Annotated in this window: 18 protein-coding genes; 7 read left to right on the top strand and 11 right to left on the bottom strand. The window is 62.1% G+C overall.

Annotated elements, in window-relative coordinates:
• Positions 1-8: 8 nt before the first annotated feature.
• From ACGLHT_RS22725 to ACGLHT_RS22695, 7 genes are all read right to left on the bottom strand, one after another.
• Complete coding sequence (locus ACGLHT_RS22725; RefSeq protein ID WP_137163759.1) at positions 9-395, bottom strand: hypothetical protein; 387 nt, start codon at positions 393-395, stop codon at positions 9-11.
• On the bottom strand, positions 396-4982 hold the full coding sequence (locus ACGLHT_RS22720) for an RHS repeat-associated core domain-containing protein (protein ID WP_274120683.1): 4587 nt from the start codon (positions 4980-4982) through the stop codon (positions 396-398).
• A complete protein-coding gene (locus ACGLHT_RS22715) occupies positions 4957-7716 on the bottom strand; it encodes a type VI secretion system Vgr family protein (protein ID WP_394520359.1) in 2760 nt (919 codons plus the stop codon). The genes ACGLHT_RS22720 and ACGLHT_RS22715 overlap by 26 nt, the downstream gene beginning before the upstream one ends.
• Positions 7717-7958: 242 nt before the next feature.
• The gene (gene icmH, locus ACGLHT_RS22710) at positions 7959-8762 is read right to left on the bottom strand and encodes a type IVB secretion system protein IcmH/DotU (protein WP_394520357.1); all 804 of its coding nucleotides are present in this window, start codon (positions 8760-8762) and stop codon (positions 7959-7961) included.
• 316 nt (positions 8763-9078) lie between these two features.
• Positions 9079-9915, bottom strand: a complete 837-nt coding sequence (locus tag ACGLHT_RS22705; protein ID WP_013972924.1) for a bifunctional allantoicase/(S)-ureidoglycine aminohydrolase — start codon at positions 9913-9915, stop codon at positions 9079-9081.
• A 106-nt stretch (positions 9916-10021) separates the two neighbouring features.
• Complete coding sequence (locus tag ACGLHT_RS22700; RefSeq protein ID WP_274121186.1) at positions 10022-11413, bottom strand: LLM class flavin-dependent oxidoreductase; 1392 nt, start codon at positions 11411-11413, stop codon at positions 10022-10024.
• A gap of 16 nt (positions 11414-11429) precedes the next feature.
• On the bottom strand, positions 11430-12410 hold the full coding sequence (locus ACGLHT_RS22695) for an aliphatic sulfonate ABC transporter substrate-binding protein (protein ID WP_274121185.1): 981 nt from the start codon (positions 12408-12410) through the stop codon (positions 11430-11432).
• Between the two features lie 196 nt (positions 12411-12606).
• On the opposite strand from ACGLHT_RS22695, the gene ACGLHT_RS22690 reads away from it, so the two are divergent.
• The gene (locus tag ACGLHT_RS22690; RefSeq protein ID WP_274121184.1) at positions 12607-13491 is read left to right on the top strand and encodes a hypothetical protein; all 885 of its coding nucleotides are present in this window, start codon (positions 12607-12609) and stop codon (positions 13489-13491) included.
• Positions 13492-13609: 118 nt separating this feature from the next.
• On the top strand, positions 13610-14293 hold the full coding sequence (locus ACGLHT_RS22685) for a TetR/AcrR family transcriptional regulator (protein WP_025338900.1): 684 nt from the start codon (positions 13610-13612) through the stop codon (positions 14291-14293).
• Positions 14294-14441: 148 nt separating this feature from the next.
• Here ACGLHT_RS22685 and ACGLHT_RS22680 read toward each other — a convergent pair whose 3' ends face one another.
• Positions 14442-15449: a GlxA family transcriptional regulator gene (locus tag ACGLHT_RS22680; protein ID WP_025338901.1), complete on the bottom strand. Its 1008-nt coding sequence runs from the start codon at positions 15447-15449 to the stop codon at positions 14442-14444.
• Positions 15450-15610: 161 nt separating this feature from the next.
• On the opposite strand from ACGLHT_RS22680, the gene ACGLHT_RS22675 reads away from it, so the two are divergent.
• Both ACGLHT_RS22675 and ACGLHT_RS22670 read left to right on the top strand, forming a co-directional pair.
• Positions 15611-16081, top strand: coding sequence for a hypothetical protein (locus ACGLHT_RS22675; protein ID WP_025338902.1), 471 nt, complete (start codon positions 15611-15613; stop codon positions 16079-16081).
• Between the two features lie 224 nt (positions 16082-16305).
• A complete protein-coding gene (locus ACGLHT_RS22670) occupies positions 16306-16518 on the top strand; it encodes a PLDc N-terminal domain-containing protein (protein ID WP_013972488.1) in 213 nt (70 codons plus the stop codon).
• A gap of 44 nt (positions 16519-16562) precedes the next feature.
• Here the strand turns inward: ACGLHT_RS22670 and ACGLHT_RS22665 are convergent, their stop codons facing one another.
• On the bottom strand, positions 16563-16889 hold the full coding sequence (locus tag ACGLHT_RS22665) for a hypothetical protein (RefSeq protein WP_025338903.1): 327 nt from the start codon (positions 16887-16889) through the stop codon (positions 16563-16565).
• A 227-nt stretch (positions 16890-17116) separates the two neighbouring features.
• Here ACGLHT_RS22665 and ACGLHT_RS22660 point away from each other — a divergent pair, with 227 nt between their 5' ends.
• Both ACGLHT_RS22660 and ACGLHT_RS22655 read left to right on the top strand, forming a co-directional pair.
• A complete protein-coding gene (locus ACGLHT_RS22660) occupies positions 17117-17527 on the top strand; it encodes a RidA family protein (protein ID WP_025338904.1) in 411 nt (136 codons plus the stop codon).
• A 108-nt stretch (positions 17528-17635) separates the two neighbouring features.
• Positions 17636-18508: a DMT family transporter gene (locus ACGLHT_RS22655; protein WP_274079949.1), complete on the top strand. Its 873-nt coding sequence runs from the start codon at positions 17636-17638 to the stop codon at positions 18506-18508.
• Positions 18509-18633: 125 nt separating this feature from the next.
• Here the strand turns inward: ACGLHT_RS22655 and ACGLHT_RS22650 are convergent, their stop codons facing one another.
• Positions 18634-18885, bottom strand: coding sequence for a hypothetical protein (locus tag ACGLHT_RS22650; protein ID WP_274079950.1), 252 nt, complete (start codon positions 18883-18885; stop codon positions 18634-18636).
• Positions 18886-19007: 122 nt separating this feature from the next.
• Between ACGLHT_RS22650 and ACGLHT_RS22645 the strand changes: the two genes are divergently transcribed.
• Positions 19008-19667: a VIT1/CCC1 transporter family protein gene (locus ACGLHT_RS22645; protein ID WP_274079951.1), complete on the top strand. Its 660-nt coding sequence runs from the start codon at positions 19008-19010 to the stop codon at positions 19665-19667.
• Positions 19668-19678: 11 nt separating this feature from the next.
• On the opposite strand, the gene ACGLHT_RS22640 is transcribed toward ACGLHT_RS22645, so the two are convergent.
• Positions 19679-19924 carry a hypothetical protein gene (locus ACGLHT_RS22640; protein ID WP_085616929.1) on the bottom strand — a complete coding sequence of 82 codons (246 nt, stop codon included), beginning with the start codon at positions 19922-19924 and terminating at the stop codon, positions 19679-19681.
• Positions 19925-20195 lie beyond the last annotated feature (271 nt).

Below are 20195 nucleotides of genomic sequence, written 5' to 3'. Positions count from 1 at the left end.
GCTTCGGTTTAGGTATCAAGTTTTCTAATGGCTGATGATGCAACCATGGGGTCTGGGTCTCTGGAGAGTTGTTGCAGGATGTCTCTAGGTACCTTGGGGTTGCAGGCAATTCGGTGTCTTATAGTTGCGTCCGAATCGATTGCGAGTCGCTCGAAGATCGTTCTGTTAAGTTTTCGCTTAGTTGCTATTTTCCATCGAATATCAATGTCGTTGCTCTTTGAGAGGCGGTCTATAATGTCGTCTGGAATGTTTTTATTTGCAGCTACGCATCTTGCAAGGTGAGGGTAGGTGTTGAGTATTTCCGTCCACACCTCAACTGAGGCAGTTTGGTGTGCAAATGTGGTGTCGTCTTCATTTTCGCACAGAGTCTTGAAATCTTCGGCTGAGTCAATCATTTATTTCTCCTTATGGTCTTTGCAGCGCATGCCTTTGAGGCTCATTTTTTCGCCGGTAGGGCCTTTGTGTTTGCCTTTCATATAGTCGCCAAACATATCGGCATCTTCTTGGTGGATAAGTTGATCACCGAATTGTTTCATTACTTTCCATCCGCTACCACCATGATTTTCAGTGTCCCGCGACCACCATAGCTCGCTGTCTGGATCCCGATAGTACTTTGCTCTTGTCCCATTTATCATGCCTTCGCATACGCGATTGTAGCGTTGCACTTCCCATGGTTTTCTGCATGGGTTTGAAGGGTTTTGATTGGGTTTTGATGATTTTGGTTTTCTCCCATTTGGCAATGAGCTCTTTGCGAGTCCGAGTGGGTCTATCCATTGAGTAGGGTTGTGTGCATAGGTATAAACATTTAGACCGCCGCTGAAACCGATTGGGTCTTTGGTGACAAAGCGACCTGTACTGGGATCGTAGTATCTATGTCTGTTATAGCTATAGCCGCTCTCGACGTCAAAGTACTGTCCCTGGAATCGCAGTGGATTGAGGTGGAAGAGTGAGCATTCATTGGTGCTTGTATTCCGCTCAGCTAATCCCCAGGCTGTATAAATGTTGCTCCACCATATTTCCCCGGTACAGTTTGTCATTTCCAGGGGGGTGCCAAGGTGGTCGCATTGATACCAAGCAAACCCATCAAACGGTTTTGATCTAAGCTTGTGCTGCCACACCGGATCACGGTCGATGTCATACGGAAATTTATAGGCAGGCTGATGCAGCATCTCCTCGATGTGATTCATCACCCCTTGCGCGACCGGAACGAAAGTCCCCGGTTCAAACACATAGTGCGTAGTCCGCCCCTTGCCATCCCGACCGCGCTGCTCGAACGCCAGCGTATCGCCGTCCCAGATGAACAGCGTCAGATCGCATCCCAGCTTTTCATCCAGCGCTCGCCGCGCATTCTCGTTCCAGACCGGCCCTGCTTGTAACCGTTTGCGGTACTTCGAGCGCGAGTCCTTGTACACCCGGCGGCCTAACGCGTCATACCCGAACTCGACAACCAGCCGCTCATCTTCGTAGCGCCGCAGCCGGTCATACAGGTCCCAGGTGAACTTGCCTATCTTGCCGTTCTCAATCCGCTCCTGCAGGTTGCCGCGCTCGTCGTACCGATACTGCGTGCCGCAGTAGCTGCGCAGCACGTTGTCCATCAGCTTGTGCGGCGAGTGCGGATTAGGATTGGGTGGTGCCTCGGGGTCCAGCAGGTTGCTCGCCGGGTCGAAGGCGAAGGTTTCCTTCTCGTAGTTGCGGCTGGCTTCAAGCAAGCGGCCAACTGGGTCGTAGCGATAGTGCAGGTCGCCACGGTTCAGGTCGTCGATGTGGCACAGCTGGCCGGCTTCGTCATAGCGGTAGCTGCGCGCCGCTATGCGTCTGGACTCACCTTGGCGAGCCAGTGTCTGCTCCAGCAACTGGCCATTCGGGCTCCAGGTTTGGCGCTGGACCAGGCCATTGCCTTGCACGCGGCCGATCTCCCGGTGAAGATCATCTCGCTCGTAGCTGATCAACTCCTGGTCATCGAGCTTGAGCGCCAGAAGATGGCCGCTGCCGTAGGTCAGCCAACTGACCCGATGCCCATCGGGGCGGGTGGTGGCGATGCGTTGGTTGAGGGCATCGTACTCATGCCTGAACACGGCAACCTGTGGCTTGACCAGATAATCCAGCCACTGATGCTCGCGCGTGTTGTTGCCGGCAGCATCGTAGAACCATTGCAGCCTGCAGGCCTCATTGTTGGCCGCCAGCAGGTTGCCATTGCCGTCATAGGCAAAGGTTTCAACCTCCCACTTGTCACCGCCACGCCGAGCAGCCTTGCGCTGGATGAGCCGGCCCATGGGGTCGTACTCGAAGTGCGTGGTCCTGTCGCCATCCACGCGGCGGGTGGGCAGGTTGCTGCCGTTGTCGTAGAGGTAGTGAGTGGTCTCTTTGTCGAAGCCGGTTTCCTTGAGCAGCCGCCCGACGGGGTCATATTTGAAGCTGGCTTCGCTGTTGTTCTCGTTGCGCAGGCGTACCAGTTGGCCGAGTTTGTCCCAGTGGTAGGTGAGGGTGGTGTCGTTGGCGTTGTGGCGCTGGTGAATCAACCCTGCTTCGTTGTAGGTCCAGGCGGTTCGGCGATGCAGGGCATCCGTATGGCTGAGCAAGCGGCCTTCGGCATCACGTTCGAAGCGTTCGGTGGTCTTGTCCGGGTGGATGAGCAACACCAGCTGACCGGCTTCGTACTGGTATTCGGTGGCATCGCCGGCGGCGTTGATCAGTTTGGCCAGTTGCCCCAACGCGTTGTATTTCCACTGCGTGGTCTTGCCTGAGCAATCGGTGTAGCTCGTCAGCTGGCCGTCAGGGTTATAAGCCAGCTTCTTCTCACCGCTGTTGGCGTCGGTGATGGCGATGGGCAGGTTATCGCTGTTGTAGGTATAGAGGGTCTTGTTCTCCAGTGGGTCCTGGGTTTCGATGATGTTGCCGCGCTGGTCGTAATCGTACTTCCACAGGCCGCCCTCGGCATCGCGGGTCTTGAAGCGCTGGTCCAGGTCGTCATAGGCGTGGTGGATCGAGGTCCCGTCCGGGCGTGTGTGCTGCAGTAGATTGCCGCGGTCGTCATAGGCGTAGACATCGACGCTGCCATCGGTATGGATGTGTTGGGTGACGTTCTTGGCGGCATCCCGGTAAAGCCACTCCTCGTTCTTGTCGGGATGGATGATGCGATAGGGGTAGCCGAGAATGTCGCAGAAATGCTGGGTTTCATTGCCGTTGGCGTCCACGATGCGGGTAAGGCGGATGTTCGGGTCCCAGCTCAATCGGGTGTCCAGACTGCCATCGTCGCCCCACTCGCGAACAGCTTTGGCATCCGCGCCTTCGCCAAGCCATTCGAGGTTCATGCCCCGGCCGGTGCGGTCGGTGTAGCGCGTCACCAGATGGTGCTTGTACTGGTACGTCCATGGCGCCCCGTGTTCGTCCTTGGCGCTGCACAGATCGCCTTGTGCGTCATAGGTATATGACGCCAGTTGGCGTTGTGGCTGGCCCTCGTACATCAGCCAAAGCGCGATGACGCGGCCCTGGTCATCAATCTGCGTGTGGATATGCTGATGAGGTGTGTCGTGTTGATAGGTCACCAGATCGGAGAGTGCAGCAGTGTCGGCTACACGATGCTCGTAGTGCAGTGCAATGCTGGAGCCGCCCTTGTTCCTGATGGCGCTCAGGCGGAACTGATTACCGTACCGCTGGTAGAGCTCTTGGCTTTCATGACCCCGAAGCAGGGCGAGGGTGTCTTTGGCGACCCGAGCGATGACCACATTCTCGATGGCATCGTAGTGACTGCCTTTGAGCTTGGGCATCAAGTACTTCTGACTTCTACCGTCAGTACCATGGTAGGTAAGCCGGTCTTCGTCGAGATCGAAGCGAGCCGCGAACGGGGTTATCCAGCGCGCTCCGTATGGCCCGCTGTCGAACGCCGATAACGAGGAGCGATAGGTGCGGTTCCATTCGATAGGGAATACCCCAGGTAGCTGGAAATCGGTATGGACGATCGTTTCGCTACCCGTGGCGAAGCTGATGCTGCAGTTGGTAGCCGCTTTTGCGCCACGCTTCTTGCAGTTAGGGTCTGCCTTTGCTGCCCGCTGACCAGGAGCTGCCTCGGTACCATGGCGCCCCTGGACGCCCCGGCTTTGGCTGGTTGAGCCAGGCGCGACGCTACTTCGTCTCGGTGTGTATCCTCTTCTGCGCAATGCCAGGCTTAGTGCACTCAAAATTGAGGCGATGCTGCCTGGGTCCGCCTTGCTGCCGATCGCAACTATCTTGTCGCCTGCCATCCGGCCGATGCTTTCGAGGCTTTGTGCGACAGGCTCAAGCAGCGCTTTTAGCTTTTCGCTTTCTCCGAAGCCCAGTTCGTTCTTGCTGAAGCCAATCCCGGTTTTTCGTTTGAAGTAGTCAGATGCCTCTGCAACCAGCCGCATCCCTGGGAACAGGGCGGTCAAGGCGACATCCTTCACCGTTCCGTCCGCCACCGAGCGGATCAGGTCGGCGAGGAACCTGCAAACCTCGACAATCTTCTCCGCGAAGCTGGCCAGGATGCTATGCAACCTGGCTTCGATCTCGCCGATGAATTCTTCAAGGTCACCGGGACAAACCTCGGCGAGTGCGCCTTCAATCGCTTTGAGAAGTGCTTGAGCGATGCCGTCCTTGGAGGCGCTTCTCAGCGATTTCAGCGTTGGGCGCATGACCATCCGTGCGGGCCCGACACCAGGAAGTGGCGCGATCGCAAACAGATTGATGCCCAAGCCTACCCAGTTGAACGGGTCAGCCCGATAGGCATTGTCACCCTTGGCCAGCTCTATGATGTCGCCAATGGCATCTGTTGCAGCAAAGATGGACCCGGCTACAGGGAGAACTTCGCCAACAGAAATGACGGTCCTCCAGTTGACAATGTCTCCTGTGAGGTCCGTTAGCCATCTGGCCAGCATTTCGGTGCCGGCTCTTACGTCCTCTTCATCGAAGGTCTCTTTAGGGGCGACTACCCCGCCACACCTATCCATGTTGGTTTGTCCTTGCATTGGGGAGCGTCATCGGTAGCGGGGGCTCTTGCGACGGGGTGGTAGCAATGCGCGGAGCCTTCAGCGCGGATTGGATGAATCGCTTGGCATCGTGAGCGTCCATCTCGCCTGATCTGATGAGTTGGCTCACGGCTTCCTGCATTGCCGCTGCGGGGCTGAGGGGCATGCTTTGATCGGAAGTGGAGGGTGAAGGCTGTTCCGCAAACGGTGCCGCGGAGATGGCTTTGGTTTGGTCGCGACCCACGTGGACTTTTACTGGCCCCGCTGCGAGTCCGGATATGGCAGCAAACCCGTTTTCGTCCAATGTCCCTTTGACGACCTGGCCCAGTGCGTCCTCGACTTCGTACGCGGCCCCCTTGAACGCATGGTTGTTCGCGTAGTGCTGGAACAGCTCGAGGTTACCGCTACCTGTTTTGGGGGCGTCGGGAAACGCCGCCGCCTGGCTTTTCGAACCTTTGTAGATGAAGTCAGTCGCGTGCGCGGTGTACTGGCCTGCGGTGGCATGCAGGATTCCCCCTGCGGTGTAGGTGGTACTGCTGCCGCCCCCCTGGATGACCAATTCCTCCTTGGCGCTGAGGGTGATGCGTTCGGCGGTGACGCTGACCTTGAGCTTGGCCAGCAGGTTGATGTTGTCCTTGAGGGCCTTCAGGTCGATGTCGCCGGTGGCCGCGACCAGTCGCCAGCCCATGCTCTGGACGAACTGGCGTACCCCTCGGCTGGCACTGATCAGCAGGCGCTTGCCGATGGCCAGGCTGGTGTGGCCACCCGTGCTCAGGCCCAGATGTTCGCCGCTGGCGATGTGGGTGGATTCCGGGGTGGTGGTCGCAATGCCGGTCGGGCTGGCGAGCACCAGCTGCGGGTCGGCCAGTTCCGGAAACCGGTTGGCTTCAGGGTTGCCGCCGTAGCCGCAGATGGCGTCGTGCTGTGCCTTGAGCGCTTCACCGACCTCATCCTGATCGCCGCCTTCCTGGGCCAGGTGGTCGCGGGCGACCCTGGCGAAGGTGGTGTGGTACTGCTGTGCGGTCTGCAGGCGTTCGGCGGTTTCGGCCAGGTCGGTGTGGTGCTGGACGGCGCGGGCGCGCAGTTCGGTGGTCAGCAGCAGGCCGCCGCCTGCGCGGATCACCCCGTGGGTATCGGTGCGCAGCTCGAAACCTTGCCCACGGGGCTGGCCACCGAAGTGACGCGGATGGGTCAGGTAACCCAGGTGCAGCGCGGTGTGGTCGTGGTCACTCATCAGCGCCGCGCTGATCTGCCCGGTGGTGTCGTCCAGGCGTAGTTCGTTGTGCCGCTTGCCGTGGTGCTCCTTGCTGCGGAGCGGGCTCAACGCCTTGAACTCGGGCAGGCGATACGGCGGGCGGTTGACGATGTGGTAGCTTCGCCCGGTGATCATCGGTTGGTCAGGGTCGCCGTCGAGGAAACTGACCACCACTTCCTGGCCAATGCGGGGTATGGCCATATGGCCCCAGGTGGCACCGGCCCAGGCCTGGGTCACCCGCACCCAGCACGAGCTCTTGTCGTCGTCCTGGCCCAGGCGGTCCCAGGGGAACTGCACGCGCACGCGGCCGTGCTCGTCGCAGTAGATTTCCTCGCCGGGCGGGCCGACCACCTTGGCCATCTGCGGGCCGTCGATCACGGGCTTGGGGCACGCAGGGGCATGCCATTCGGCCCGGGCTGGAATCAAGGTGGCGGTGAGGGTGTAGGAGGTGCCGACTTCGGCTTCGGCAGCATCCTCTTCCAGCGCTGTGAACTGCTGCCCCTTGTGCGTGATCTGCATCGGCCGCCAGAGGATGTTCAGGTCCTCACGGGCATGGCCGGCCAGCTGGAAGGCAATGCCCGGCTGCAGGCGCGCGTCGTCGCCTTTGACCTGGGCCACCCGGGCATCGCCGAACAAGGCGTTGATACGGGTCTGGGTAAACGGCTTGCCGGCGTTGTCGTGCTTGTAGCGGCCGGGGTAGTCGTAGCGCTCGTACTCGTTGCCCTGGTTGCCCATGTCCCTGGGGTACAGGGTGTGTTCCAGGTTGTAGCGCGGGTGGGTGAAGGTGTAGTCGCGCTGGACCTGGATACTGGTGCGTACCTGCTCGCGATAGCGGAAGTCATGCAGGCAGGGTTGGCGCGCCGTGCCACCCCGGTTGGCCACGTACAACACCGGGTCGCCTTCCAGGCTGCCGAACTGGCTGATCTGGTCCGCCTGGACCACGCCATGGCTGCCTTGGCTGTGCTCGAAGATCGAGATCAGGCCTTCTTCTGCCGATAGCCGCCAGAAGAAATCCAGGTCCAGATCACCGGCCTGTACGCAGAACTCACGCGTCTGGTGCGGGTTGACCAGGTACTGGGTCAGCGTTCCCCAGCGGCGCTCGCGGAACAGTTCCTCGAGCAACTGCGGCACGGGGCGGTGCTGGAAGATGCGCCAGTCCGACTGCAGGCCGGCGCGGGCCAGCTGCGGTTCGACAATGGCGCGGTAGCGGGTGCGGCGGTGGCCGGTCTTGCCCTGTTCGAAGCTGCTGATCAGGCCATGCACGTGACGCACCGGTTGCTCCTGCTGCCAGATGGTCAGCAGCGCGGGGTGGTCGAGCAGGGTGGCGAAGTTGGCATCGTCGGCGAAACTCACCAGTTCGACTTCCAGGCGATACAACTGGCTGACGCCTTCGGTCAGCTCGAATGACACGACATCAAACTGAATGGCTTCGTCGGCTGGGGTACTGAAGGTAAAGCGCACATCATTCAGGTTGCTCATGCGTACTCCTGCGGTTCGTCCCATCGGGCAGGTTCATGAAACCGGACGCGTCCTAGGACGCGAGGCATTAGTTGTGCTCACGACCGTAATGAGGAATCCGTTCCTGGTCGTGAAAGTTGCTTCCTAAAAACTTGTAGGAAGTTTCGCTAAATGCAGGATCTATCTTGTTTCGGGCAACGTTTTACTTGCTGCGCCCATCGGCACAGTGACTGTTGCGTCATGTCAGTTCGAGGTTGTCGAGTTCATGGCTGCAGCATCGCCTGCAGTGATGCCAGTACTTGTTGGGTAATACCGTCAAGTTTGGTGGCGAAGTAGAAATACAGGCCTGTGCAGAACACGCCCATCACGGCCCAGGGCGTCCACCAGGGCAGTTGGCGGTTCATGCGGTAATGCCGGGGCGCGACATTGGCCAGCGGGTCGGTCAGGGGTTGCGATTCGGTTTCGGGGCCATGCAGTTCAACGATCCGGTCATGGACCCGCTTGAGCCAGGCGGCCAGTTGCTCATCGCCATTGGTCTGGTTGGCGTACTTGCCGCGGTAGCCCAGTGCCAGGCACCAGAACAGGAACACAAACAGGTCGTAGCGCTGTTCGGGGGCGTCCAGCAAGCGTTCGAGCACGCTGAAGAATTTCTCGCCGCCCCAGGTTTCCTGATGGATGGCGCTGAGCAAGGACTGGGCTTTCCAGGACGAGTCGCGCCCCCAGGAGGTGGTCATCACGGCTTCATCGACCACGCAACACAAGCAGTAGGAAAACACCACGCGGTCGCCTTCGTCACAGTGTTCAAGCTGGCGTACCTGCTCGACCATGCCGTGGATCATGTTCTTGACGTGGGCATGCAACTGCTCGACGTGGTCATAGTGTTCGGTGCCTTCCAGGCGGATGACCAGGCCGAACAGGGGAGAGGCGATGTCGAAGAGGGGGAATGTGGTGTTCGAGCGGGTGTCGAACCCCAGCGCGTCGACATGAGGGAACAGTTCGCTGAGCGGGGGCGATTCACGTGTTTCTGTTTTGTCGTTTTCATAGGAGATATCGGTTTTTACGGTCATGTGTAAATCTCCTTGGCCGTATCGCGGTCCATGTTTTGCTGTAGGTCGGACAACAAGATAAGGCTGGAGAATATACGCTTTAGAACCGATTTCATTCGGTGGGGCGTAAAAACAGAAGATGCTGTAAGAAACTTCCTATTAATAGGTCGGCTGGTTAATCGCGCGGCGAAACATAAAGTTCCATGTGCCGTGATTGGAAGGGTAAATATTGGCGGGGTTATAAAAGTGGCGGCCGGTGAAGTGCCGAAAGGCCGACATCCACAGCGAACTGTGCATCTCGGCCTTTCGAAGAGGAGGGGCTTCGCGCCCCAATGCATCAACGCTTAGGGTTGAGCGTCAGGTGCACGTGACGGTTCACGTCCTTGTACAGCAGGTAGCTGAACTTGCCTGGGCCGCCGGCGTAGCAGGCTTGCGGGCAGAAGGCGCGCAGCCACATGAAGTCGCCGGCTTCCACTTCGACCCAGTCCTGGTTCAGGCGGTACACCGCCTTGCCTTCCAGCACGTACAGGCCGTGTTCCATCACGTGGGTCTCGGCGAACGGGATCACGCCGCCCGGCTGGAAGGTGACGATGTTCACGTGCATGTCGTGGCGCATGTCGGCCATGTCGACGAAGCGGGTGGTGACCCAGCGGCCTTCGGTGCCCGGCATCTCGATGACGGTGGCGTTGTCACGGTGGGTGACGAACGACTCGGGAACGTCCAGGCCTTCGACCTTCTGGTAGTGCTTGCGCAGCCAGTGGAAGGTGACGTTGGACTTGCTGTTGTTACGCAGGCTCCACTCGGCGCCCGGGGCCAGGAAGGCGTAGCCGCCCGGTACCAGGGTGTGGTGCTTGCCTTCGACGGTGATGTCCAGTTCGCCTTCGACGATGAACACCACGGCTTCGGCGTTCGGGTCCAGCTCAGGGCGCTCGCTGCCGCCTTCCGGGGCCACTTCGACGATGTACTGGGAGAAGGTTTCGGCAAAACCGGTCAGCGGGCGGGCGATGACCCACATGCGCATCTTGTCCCAGAACGGCAGGTGGCTGGTGACGATGTCACGCATCACGCCCTTGGGGATGACGGCATAGGCTTCGGTGAACATGGCACGGTCAGTCAGCAGCTCGGTCTGAGCCGGGTGCCCACCGTGGGGGGCGAAGTACGAATGGTTCGACATGGACGATCTCGACTTGTTGTTCTCTCCCCATGCCGTGAACCGCACCGGCCGGTGCGGCGCAGGGGATGTGGCGACAGAATAGGGTCGAGTGTGTGCCATCCACAAATTAAATGTTGGAATACCCGGTATTTGCTGGCTGAATGCGAACCTGCCGGCCAGCGTGCCCTTCCGGCAAGCGGTCGCCCTGGCCGAACAGCTTGTGGCGCAAGGTGCCTTCGGCATAACTCAGCGGGTAGCGGCCACGGCGTTGCAACTCCGGCACCAGCAGCTCGACCACATTTGCCAGGTCGTCCGGTTGCACTGCGTAGGTCAGGTTGAAGCCATCGATGCCGGTCTGGTCCAGCCAGCTTTCCAGCTGGTCGGCCACCTCGCTGGCAGTACCCACCAGCACCGGGCCACGGCCGCCCAGGCCAACGAACTCGGCAGCCTCGCGCACGGTCCAGCGGCGGTTCGGGTCGGCGGCGGTGAAGGCGGCCAGGGCTGCGCGGCCGGCATCGTTCTCGACGTATTCGATGGGCGCATCGGGGTCGAGGCCGGCAAAGTCGATGCCGGTCCAGCCCGACAGCAGTGCCAGGGCGGCGTCCAGGTCGACATAACGGCGGTATTCGGCGAAGCGCGCCTCGGCCTCCTCCCGGGTAGGGGCGACGATCAACAGCGCCTGGGCGTAGATCAGCACCTCGTCCCGGCCACGCCCGGCCACCTCGCTGGCCTGGCGGATGCCGTCGGCGTAGCGGCGCAGTACCGTGGGCGTCGGCCCGCTGATGAACACGCATTCGGCGTGCCGCGCCGCGAACTGCTGGCCGCGTGCCGAAGCACCGGCCTGGAACAGCACCGGCGTGCGTTGCGGCGAAGGTTGGCACAGGTGCATGCCCGGCACCTGGAAGTGCTCGCCCACATGGTTGATGGGGTGCACCCGGGCGGGTTCGATATAGCGCCCGCTGTCACGCTCCAGCAGCACCGCATCGTCGTCCCAGCTTTTCTCCCAGAGCTTGTACAGCACCTGCAGGTATTCCTCGGCCAGGTCATAGCGCTGGTCGTGGCCCAGCTGGCGTTCCAGGCCCAGGTTGCGCGCGGCACTGTCAAGGTAGCCGGTGACGATGTTCCAGCCGACCCGGCCATTGCTCAGGTGGTCGAGCGTCGACATGCGCCGGGCGAACGGGTAGGGGTGTTCGTAGGTGAGCGAGAAGGTGACGCCGAAGCCCAGGTGCTCGGTAACCCCGGCCATGGCCGGCACCAGCAGCAGCGGGTCGTTGACCGGCACCTGCACGCCACCGCGCAGGGCGGCTTCGGGGCCGCCCTGATAGACGTCGTAGATGCCCAGCACATCGGCGATGAACAGGGCATCGAACAGGCCGCGTTCGAGCAGGCGGGCCAGGTCGGTCCAGTAGCCCAGGCGGTTGAAGGCCACGCTGGTGTTGCGCGGGTGGCGCCAAAGGCCGGGGGACTGGTGGCTGGCGGCATTCATGCTGAAGGCGTTGAAGCGAATCGGGCGGGGCATGGTGGGCGCGCTCCGCTCAAGGCAATACGGAAGCCGGGTAGACCGCGTCGGCCACCTGCAGCTTGCGTGGAATCAGGCCCAGGCCCTGGAAGGTATCGGCCAGCTTCTGTTGCTCGGCAACGATCTGCGGGGTAATGGCCACCGCGTTGTAGTTGCGCCGCTCGCTGGCCACTTGCAGCACGTTGGCGTTGATCCCCAGTTGCGGGGCCAGCAGCGCGGCAACTTCCGCAGGCTTGGCATTGGCCCACTGGCTGACCTTGCCCAGTTCGGCGAAGAAAGTCTTCAGCAAGGCGCGATGCTGGTCGGCGAAGCTGGCGGTGGACAGGTAGAAGGTGCGGTTGTTGGACAGGCCGCTGCCGTCGCGCAGGTTCTTAAGGCCCGGCTGGCTTTCTGCCGCGGCGAGGAACGGGTCCCACAGGGTCACGGCCTGGACGCTGCCCGATTGCAGGGCAGCCACGGCATCGGCGGCGTTGTTGACGTAGGCCGGGGTGATGTCCTGGTAGCTGAGGCCGGCCTGTTCCAGGGCAACGGCCAGCAGGTACTGGGCGTTCCAGCCGCGGCCGGTGGCCACGCGCTTGCCCTTGAGGTCTTGCACGTTGGCCAGGTGGTCCTGCTCGCGCACCACCAGGCCGATGCCGCGTGGGTAGGGTTGCTCGGCGGCCAGGTACACCACCGGCTTGCCTGCGGCCTGGGCGAACACCGAGGGGGCGTCGGCGGCATGGCCGAGGTCGATGGCGCCGGTGCTCAAGGCTTCGAGCAACTGCGGGCCGGCGGCGAACTCGTGCCAGCTGACTTTCACGCCTTGCGGTGCCAGGGCCTTTTCCAAGGCGCCGCTGCCCTTGAGGATGTTGATGCTGTTGAACTTCTGGTAACCGATGCGCAGGGTCCTGGCCTCATCGGCCAGGGCTTGGGACCAGGGCAACAGGGTACTGGCGACACTGGCCAGCAAGCCGCCGATCAACAGGCGGCGCAGGGGGGAGAAGGCACGGGCGGGCATGGGCATTGCTCCTTGAATTGGAAGGGAAACGATGTGCCCAGACTAAGGAGGTGGCGTTTGGCTTTCAATTTTAATATTCCTGTTTGTTAGATTGTTTTGTTATTTTTATATCCTTTTGTTTTGTAATGGTTGGTCCATTTCGACATTTTTTTCACATTCGCTTGCTAGGCTCCCCGGCATTCCCGAAGAGCCCCACATGTCGTACATCCTGCGCAAGCGCAGCACCCGCATCGCCTTGGTCGCCACCGCCGGCCTGCTCACGGCCACCCTGGGCTTCTTTGCCTGGCAGAGTTTCTACCCGGTCCAGGCCGCCTCCGGCTGGGGCGTCGAGGTGCTGCACCGCGACGTGACCAAGGCCGCGTCGCTGTTGCCGCAAGCCGATGGCAGCCTGCTGGTCAGCCGCGAACTGGACGATGGCCGTGGCAGCATCCTCAGGATCACCGCCCAGGGTGATCGGGTGGTGGTCATCGACAACCTGTCCAAGCCCGACGGCATGGTCGCGGCGCAGGGAGGCTGGGTGTTCAGCCAGGAAGGCGGGTTTGCCCCGGTGAGCCTGGCCCGCGATGGCCAGGTCACGCGGCTGTTCGATGGCGAGAGCGTGCAGGGCCTGTGGAACGACGGCGAGCACCTGTACGCCATCGAGGACCGCAAGGGCAATGGCCGTTTGATGCGCTATGACTGGCGCAGCGGCCAGCTCGATGTGCTGCGCTCCGGCCTGACCGAAACCGAAGGCCTGACCCGCTGCAGTGACGGGCGTTTGCTGTATACCGAAAAGGCCAACGGCAAGGTCCGCGCCCTGTCCGACGATGGCCGGGACCCGGTGGTGGTCGATGGCCTGCGCAACCCGACGTTCCTGTTCTGCGACCAGCGCGGCCTGTGGATCAGCGAAGACAACACCCACCGGGCCCGGCTGCTGCGCATCGGCGCCGACGGCACGCGGCAGACCGTGCTGTCGTTCCTCAAGGCGCCGCAGTCGATCGTTGCCGATGGCAAGGGCGGCTACCTGCTGGCCGAAGGCGGGCGCAACCGTGTGCTGCACCTGACCCCGCCGCTGGAGCGCAATACCGCCCAGCGCGACTGACGCTGCGCCTGGCTGGGCAGGCGCCGCGGGTGATGGCTACCCGACCAACAGCGCGCTTCCCTGCATGGCCGCGCTCGCGGATAATCCCTCCATTCCAATAAACAGCCTGTGAGTGGGTATGAGTGATTCCGTAGTCAGCCTCGGCCAGCCTGAAACCGAAGGGGGGCGCAAGACGCGCAAGAACAACCCCGAGAAAACGCGCGAGGACATCCTCCAGGCCGCCATCAACGAGTTCGTCCAGCAAGGGCTGGCCGGTGCCCGCGTCGACGCCATCGCCGAGCGCACCGCCACCTCCAAGCGCATGATCTACTACTACTTCGGCAGCAAGGAGCAGCTGTACTGCGAGTGCCTGATCAAGCTGTACGGCGACATCCGCAAGACCGAGCAAAGCCTGGACCTGGAGTCGCTGCCGGCCGAGCAGGCGATTCGCCGGCTGGTGGAGTTCACCTTCGATCACCACGACCGCAACGTCGATTTCGTGCGGATCATCTGCACCGAAAACATCCACTACGGCGAGTACGTCAAGCAGTCGCCGGCGATTCGCGAAATGAGCAGCCTGGTGCTCGAGGCCCTGGGCAGTACCTTGCGCCGTGGGGTGCAGGAAGGTGTGTTTCGCGCCGGCATCGAGGTCATCGACCTGCACATGCTGATGAGCTCGTTCTGCTTCTACCGGGTGTCGAACCGCCATACCTTTGGCGAGATCTTCCAGATCGACCTGTCCGATGAGCAGGTCAAGCTGCGTCACAAGGCCATGATCTGTGATGCGGTGTTGCGGTATATCCAGATCGAGCGCCGCCCTTGAAAGTTCTCTAGTGCCTGGGCCGGCCTCTTCGCGGGTAAACCCGCTCCCACAGGATCGCCGCTGTCCCAAAGATTTGCACAGTACCTGTGGGAGCGGGTTTACCCGCGAAAGGGCCGGCCCAGGCGACACATGAATGAAGCCTTGGCACTCACTCGCCCAACCGCTGCTCACGCGACGGCGGATAGCCAAAGTAAGCCGCATAGCATTTGCTGAAGTGCGACACCGAAACAAACCCGCAAGCCACTGCCACTTCCATCACCGACAGGTCGGAATACTGCAACAGGCGGCGGCTCTTGGTGATGCGCAGCTCCATGTAGTAACGCCGCGGCGAAGTGCCCAGCTGGGCCTGGAACAGGCGGTCGATCTGCCGGCGCGAGCGCCCGCTGTAGGCGGCCAGCTGGTCGAGGCTGAGGGTTTCCTCGAGGTTGTTCTCCATCAGTTCGACGATGGTGCGCAGGTGCAGGCTCATGGACTTCTTTGCGCCCGGGCCGACCTGGCGGTAGCGGGCACCGGAGAACGACAGGATTTCCTCGACGCCTTCGGCCAGGCCGTCGCCATACAGCCGGCGCACCAGGCCGAGCATCAGCTCCATGGCGCCATTGGGGCTGGCAGCGCTGAGGCGGTCGCGGTCGAGGGTGAAGCTGGCTGGGGTGATCCGCGTCTGCGGGCTGCGCTCGGACAGGCTGGCGCGCTGTTCGGGGTGGATACTGCAGCCATAGTCATCAAGCACCCCGGCGCGGCCGAGGAACCACGCGCCGTTCCACAACCCGCCCAGGGCCATGCCGTGGGCCGCGCAATCACCCAGCAGGCGGTCGAGCTCGGGGTACTTCAATGGCGTGCGCAGGCCGCCGCAGATCACCAGCAGGTCCAGCTCCTTCAGCGCCTCGGCGGACAACTCGGTGGCCACCAGCTCCAGCCCCAGGTCGCTGAGCACGCGGTCGCCTTCCAGCGACAGCGGGGTGAACTGGAAGCTGTCGGCGCGCAGCAGGTTGGCCGTGACCAGCACGTCCATGGCCACGGTGAAGCTTGCCATCGAGAAGTGTTCGAGCAATACGAAATCGACCCGATAGGGGGCCTGGGCATTGGCGCTGGTGGACTTCAGCCGCAGCATGTTGCTGGTACTGGTCTTCTTGCTGAACTGGCGTGGCGTGGGCACTCTGGACTCCGCTTCCTGGCTGGCCTCGAGAGTGTGGCGGGTGGCCGGGGGAAAGACAATCTCCCGGGTGGCCGTGTCGTATTCCAGGTCGTGTTCAGGCAACCTGTCTGGCTTGGCCCGTTGCCGCTATGCTGACGCTCCCGTCACTGAGGATACCCTTGATGAAGTACGCCGCTGCCTTGTTGCTTTGCCTGATGCCCTTGCTGGCCAATGCTCTGGAACCGGGCGACAAGCTCGCCCCGTGGACGCTGCTCGACCAGCACGACCAGGCTTACAGCCTCGGCGCCGGTACGCACATCCTGCTGGTGGCGCGCGACATGGACGGTGCCAAGCTGGTGAAGGCGGCGCTGGCCGAACAGCCCAAGGGTTACCTGGAAGCGCGCGATGCGGTGTTCGTCGCCGACATCCAGCGCATGCCGGCGCTGATCAGCAAGCTGTTCGCCATCCCCGCCATGCGCGATTACAACTACCGGGTGCTGCTCGACCGTGACGGGCGGGTGGCCAGCCGTTATCCCGGGCAGGATGGCCAGGTGCAGTGGTTGCAACTGGAGCAAGGTACGCTGGTGAGCCAGCGTGCATTTGCCGATGCGCCGGCGTTGAAGGCGGCGCTGGAGACTGCACCACGGCATTGAGAGCTGTCACTGCTCCCTGTAGGAGCGGCCTTGTGTCGCGATGGGCTGCAAAGCAGCCCCCTGCGGTATTTCGTAGGGCAAAGATCCTGGGGCTGCTGCGCAGCCCATCGCGACACAAGGCCGCTCCTACAAAGGGCCGCGGTGCCATGCCGCCAGCCAAATCAATCTGAACCCTCGGCAGCCTCTGCAACCCAACCCATTACATGCCAAATGGGAGAGCGCTCATGGAAATCGGAACGATCTGGATCATCGTCGCGGCCTTTGTGATCCTGCTGGAAATCTGGGCCATCTGGCACATCATCGGCAGTGACCGGCGCGCCGAGCGCAAGATGCTGTGGATCGTGTTCGTGGTCTACGCGCCATTCCCCGGTTTGCTGTTCTGGGCCTGGCGCGGGCCTCGGGCGGTGAAGGGCAGGGCGGTACTGCAGGAAAAATGACGGTGCGCGGCATCAGGCGCGGGGGCGCCTGATGCCGTCGCTGTTCATTTGGGCAGGATGTCGAAGCGAATGGCTGCGCCCAGCCCGTCCACCATCAGGCAACCGTAGAACTTCACGGTCGACAGCACACGCAGTTGCTTGAGCGCTTCATGGATGTAGTCGTGAAGCAGCTTTTCGGCTTCGCGCTTGCGCTCTGCAAGTGTGGCGCCTTTGAGTGTGACCATCCCGAGCAGGGTGGTCTCAATGTGCTCGACGGTGTCCAGGCCAATTTTCTCGCGCAGGTGCAGACGGGCCTGCGCCGCATCGGTTTCATCTCGGGCAGGGTTGTTTGGCTTGATGGTGTAGGCCAGTTGAAAATTGTATTTGCTCATCGCTTTATCCTTGTTACGTACAGGCCTCCATGCCGGGCCTCGCAATCTAGCGCCTGACGGCCGCTTCGCATATGAACGCGTGGTTCACGGAAGCTCGTGCGCTGTGCGAAACGTCCTACAGTCGACGCCTGTTTCGCGGGCAAGCCCGCCCCTGAAAACCGCGCTTGACCTCGAGTTAACTCAAGGTTCGATACTCCGTCCCTCTTCCAACTGATCGAGGGTTTACCGTGAGCCATTCAACCGCGTTTCAGCTGAGCAATCCCGAAGGCCTGTACGACCCCAGCGGCAACGCCTATTCCCATGTCGCCGAGGTGCATGCTGACAGCCGCCTGCTGTTCATCGCCGGCCAGGGCGGGGAGGGCCGCAACGGGCAGCTGTCGCCGCTGTTCGCCGAGCAGGCGCGCCAGGCACTGGCCAACCTGGAGGTTGCCCTGGCGTCGAAAGGCGCCAGCCTGGCCCAGGTGTTCAAGCTGACCCTGCTGATTGTCGAGCATTCCGAAACGCGCCTGCGTGAGTGGGTAGCCGAGGCTGACAGGGCCTGGGGCCCTTGCATGAAGCCGACCTGCACGCTGATACCGGTACCCCGGCTGGCGCTGGACGGCATGCTGGTGGAGATCGAGGCGGTGGCAGCGGTATAGGTCCGGGCGATTCGGTGGTGGCGTCAGATAAACACTATGTTGTATATCGGTGCTGGCCCTACCCGCATGGCCGCCATGACAACAATCGATCTCAGAGGTGACCACACCATGAGCACCGGCACCACCACGCTCACCGACCGCAAGGCCCGGGCCTGGGTCTGGCCTGCGCTTTTCAGCCTGGTGGCCTTCGCTGCCAACTCGGTGTTCTGCCGGCTGGCGCTGAAGGACGGGGCCATCGACCCGGCATCCTTCACCGTGGTGCGCCTGGCCAGTGGTGCACTGTTCCTGCTGCTGTTGATCCGCCTGCGCAAACCCGCGCTTGCCATGGGGGGCAGCTGGCGCGGCGGCCTGGCACTGTTCCTCTACGCATTCCTGTTTTCTGCGGCGTACCTGCAGCTGAGCGCAGGCGCGGGGGCGTTGCTGCTGTTCGGCGCGGTGCAGATCACCATGTTCGGCTTCGCCTGGTACAAAGGCGAACCTATCACCGCGCGGATGCTGCTGGGCATGCTGATCGCCTTCACCGGCCTGCTGGTGCTGCTGTTGCCCGGTACCGCGGCGCCACCCTTTGCCAGTGCCTTGCTGATGGCCCTGTCCGGCGTGGCCTGGGGCGTGTACACGCTGCTGGGCAAAGGCTCACCCAGGCCGCTGGCCGACACTGCCGGCAATTTCGCCTGGAGCCTGCCGTGCCTGGTGCTGCTGGTGCCGGTGCTGTTGCTGGGCGCTGGCTTGCACCTGAGCCCGCTCGGCTTGCTGTATGCGCTGGGCTCCGGTGTGCTGGCCTCGGGTGCGGGCTATGCCGTGTGGTACGGCGTGGTCAGGCAAGTCAGCGCGCAGCAGGCGGCGACCATGCAACTCAGCGTCCCGGTGATTGCGGCGTTGGGCGGGGTTGGCCTGATCGGCGAGCCATTGTCGTTGCGCTTGTTGGTGGCGTGCGTGGTGGTGCTGGGCGGTATCGCCCTGGCGCTGGCGCCGCGCCGCTAAAAGGGTGAAGGGCGTGACAGGGCATGGCTGTCGGGGCCTGCAATGCCTGGCTGACTATAATGGAGCAACCTCACCTCGCAGCCCTATCTGTACAGGTAGCGGTAAGGAACCGCTGGCGAGCCCACTCAGCCTCTGCTCGAACGGTCGGCGTCGGCAGCTTCGGTCACCACGGGCAGGTTGCCGGCACGCTGGATTACCCGCCGTTGCTGCTCGTAGTCGTCCAGCGACAGGCCACGGCGTTGCAAGGCTTCCAGTTGCAGTTGGCGGGTTTCCTCGGCGGTGTAGGGGCGCAGTTCGGGGTGGCTGGCACAGCCGCTGATGATGGCGATGGCAATAACGGCAAGGGTGGCGGACAGCAGGCGGGCCAAGGTGTTCATCAGGTAGCTCCAGGGGCCGGGGTGGTGGGCGGCGAGTCGATGGGGCTAGGTTATTCGGCCATGTCGTTCGGCAGAAATTGCCATTCTCGATAGTGACTATCGATGGTTCCTGGGAGGGTGCGATGGGGCAAGACGAGCAACCGCGTAAATGGGGCGTGCTGGAACCGATCGACCGGATCACCGAAGTCATCTTCGGCCTGTTGATGGCGATGACCTTCATCGGCTCGCTGAGCGTGGCCACCGCAGGGCGTGAAGACGCGCGGCTGATGCTGATTGCCGCGCTCGGCTGCAACCTGGCCTGGGGCCTGGCCGATGCCGTCATCTACCTGCTGCGTACCTGGACCGAACGCACCCGCAGCCGGACCTTGCTGGCCCGCCTGCAAGCCGGTGATATCAACCAGGGGCGCAGGTTGATTGCCGATACGTTGCCAGAGCGCATCGGCCTGGTACTGGATGAAGACGGGCTGGAGATGCTGCGCGGGCGCATGCTGCGTGATGCTGGCCGCCCGCTGCCGGCACGCCTGGGGCTGGATGATTTCAAGGCGGCCCTGGCCACTTTCCTGCTGGTGGTACTGGCAACCTTCCCGATGGTCATTCCGTTCCTGCTGATCGAGACCACTGGTACGGCCATCCGTGTATCGAACCTGGTCGCCCTGGCCATGCTCTTCCTTGCGGGCTGGCTGCTTGCACGCTATTCCGGTGGCCGCACCCTGTTGACCGGCGTGGTCCTGGCGGTAGTCGGGGCGTCACTGATCCTGGCGATCATCGCCTTGGGCGGCTGAGCACCGCCCGCTCAATATTTTATGTCGCGGGCGCGCTCACGGCCTTGCTGCTTGGTGTGGCGTTTGTCCTGTCGGCAGCCGGCGTTGCTTTGCTGGTCGGCGTGGCGGCAATCCTGTTTGGTCTGCCGCGCGTCCTGGCGGGTTTCCTGCCGCACATCGCGGGCCTCGCGGCGCCGCTCGGCGCGGTCGGTGGCCGCCCAGGCCGAGGTGCAGAGCACGGCCAGCATGATCATGGCGATGAGGCGGGGCGTGTTCATCAGGGTCGGCTCCTTTTTTGGATACGGTCTTGTGCATGCGCCGGCCTCTTCGCGGGCGCGCCCGCTCCCACAGGTACTCCACAATGTTCGAACCTGTGGTGGCCCTGTGGGAGCGGGCGTGCCCGCGAAAGGGCCGGTACAGTCAATTACAGATCTCAGCCCAGCCCTGGTATAGATTCAAAAGCAGCAACCACCCTCACCTTTAGAGCGCGAAAAGTTTGCGCCCGCACATCTAGCCAAAAGCATCGCCATTGCTACCCTTAATCCACGC

This window comes from Pseudomonas sp. PsB (genome assembly GCF_043658375.1).
Taxonomy (GTDB): Bacteria; Pseudomonadota; Gammaproteobacteria; order Pseudomonadales; family Pseudomonadaceae; genus Aquipseudomonas; species Aquipseudomonas putida_Z.
This window is presented reverse-complemented; position numbering and strand designations above follow the sequence as displayed.

Coding starts and splice junctions, on each gene's coding strand:
- ACGLHT_RS22725 (WP_137163759.1), bottom strand. CDS start 395: ATGATTGACTCAGCCGAAGATTTCAAGACTCTGTGCGAAAATGAAGAC.
- ACGLHT_RS22720 (WP_274120683.1), bottom strand. CDS start 4,982: ATGCAAGGACAAACCAACATGGATAGGTGTGGCGGGGTAGTCGCCCCT.
- ACGLHT_RS22715 (WP_394520359.1), bottom strand. CDS start 7,716: ATGAGCAACCTGAATGATGTGCGCTTTACCTTCAGTACCCCAGCCGAC.
- icmH (WP_394520357.1), bottom strand. CDS start 8,762: ATGACCGTAAAAACCGATATCTCCTATGAAAACGACAAAACAGAAACA.
- ACGLHT_RS22705 (WP_013972924.1), bottom strand. CDS start 9,915: ATGTCGAACCATTCGTACTTCGCCCCCCACGGTGGGCACCCGGCTCAG.
- ACGLHT_RS22700 (WP_274121186.1), bottom strand. CDS start 11,413: ATGCCCCGCCCGATTCGCTTCAACGCCTTCAGCATGAATGCCGCCAGC.
- ACGLHT_RS22695 (WP_274121185.1), bottom strand. CDS start 12,410: ATGCCCGCCCGTGCCTTCTCCCCCCTGCGCCGCCTGTTGATCGGCGGC.
- ACGLHT_RS22690 (WP_274121184.1), top strand. CDS start 12,607: ATGTCGTACATCCTGCGCAAGCGCAGCACCCGCATCGCCTTGGTCGCC.
- ACGLHT_RS22685 (WP_025338900.1), top strand. CDS start 13,610: ATGAGTGATTCCGTAGTCAGCCTCGGCCAGCCTGAAACCGAAGGGGGG.
- ACGLHT_RS22675 (WP_025338902.1), top strand. CDS start 15,611: ATGAAGTACGCCGCTGCCTTGTTGCTTTGCCTGATGCCCTTGCTGGCC.
- ACGLHT_RS22670 (WP_013972488.1), top strand. CDS start 16,306: ATGGAAATCGGAACGATCTGGATCATCGTCGCGGCCTTTGTGATCCTG.
- ACGLHT_RS22665 (WP_025338903.1), bottom strand. CDS start 16,889: ATGAGCAAATACAATTTTCAACTGGCCTACACCATCAAGCCAAACAAC.
- ACGLHT_RS22655 (WP_274079949.1), top strand. CDS start 17,636: ATGAGCACCGGCACCACCACGCTCACCGACCGCAAGGCCCGGGCCTGG.
- ACGLHT_RS22650 (WP_274079950.1), bottom strand. CDS start 18,885: ATGAACACCTTGGCCCGCCTGCTGTCCGCCACCCTTGCCGTTATTGCC.
- ACGLHT_RS22645 (WP_274079951.1), top strand. CDS start 19,008: ATGGGGCAAGACGAGCAACCGCGTAAATGGGGCGTGCTGGAACCGATC.
- ACGLHT_RS22640 (WP_085616929.1), bottom strand. CDS start 19,924: ATGAACACGCCCCGCCTCATCGCCATGATCATGCTGGCCGTGCTCTGC.